This is a genomic window from Shigella sp. FC1967, from assembly GCF_001743005.1.
GTDB lineage: Bacteria > Pseudomonadota > Gammaproteobacteria > Enterobacterales > Enterobacteriaceae > Proteus.
Map to the genome: position 1 here is coordinate 1 of NZ_MIIZ01001138.1, position 686 is coordinate 686.

Genomic DNA, 686 nt, shown 5'->3' on the forward strand with positions numbered 1-686 from the left:
GCAGTTTTTAATTTTAGTTTTATGGCTTGTTAGATTGGGGTATTCAATAATTCAAGGGTTCAGCATCAACGGATTGTATGTTGATAAGTTAACTAGCATGGGTTATGTAATAACTAAAAAAACATAAAATAATACCTAATGCCCCAATGTGGTACCAATTATAACGGAGCGAAGCGACATCGTCATCTTGTCTTTGCTTTTCTCCATGATTGGCTCTTGGGTCATGGTTTCTTAGCTTGTTCCTTTAGCGAAAAACGCCGTAAACCCTCGCCCAGTGCGGACGGGGATATAAGGCGTAAAGCCCGAATACAGCTTGCAGGTGTACACGAACGGGTAGCCAATGCTCGTGCTGATTTTCAACACAAAACTCTCTCGTGCAATTGTTGACAAAAACCAAGCGGTAATTGTAGAGACACTGAAATCGGCGAATATGATGAAAAAACCACTGTCTGGCTCGCGCTATCGGTGATGCAGGCTGGCATGGTTTTATCACAAAGCTGGAATATAAAGCCGCAGAAAAAGGCGTCCATCTGGTAAAACTGGATCAATGGTTTGCCAGTTCGAAAACCTGTCATTGCTGCGGTCATAAAATGTCAGAAATGCCACTACATAAGCGTATCTGGCAATGCCCTAAATGTGGAGTTGAACATGACCGAGATATCAATGCGGCAATCAATATCCGACAC

General features: G+C 42.7%; 1 pseudogene. It reads left to right on the forward strand.

The features are described 5' to 3' along the window. Window positions 1-291: 291 nt before the first annotated feature. Window positions 292-686: pseudogene (locus BHE89_RS26460) on the forward strand (RNA-guided endonuclease InsQ/TnpB family protein); the annotation flags it as partial.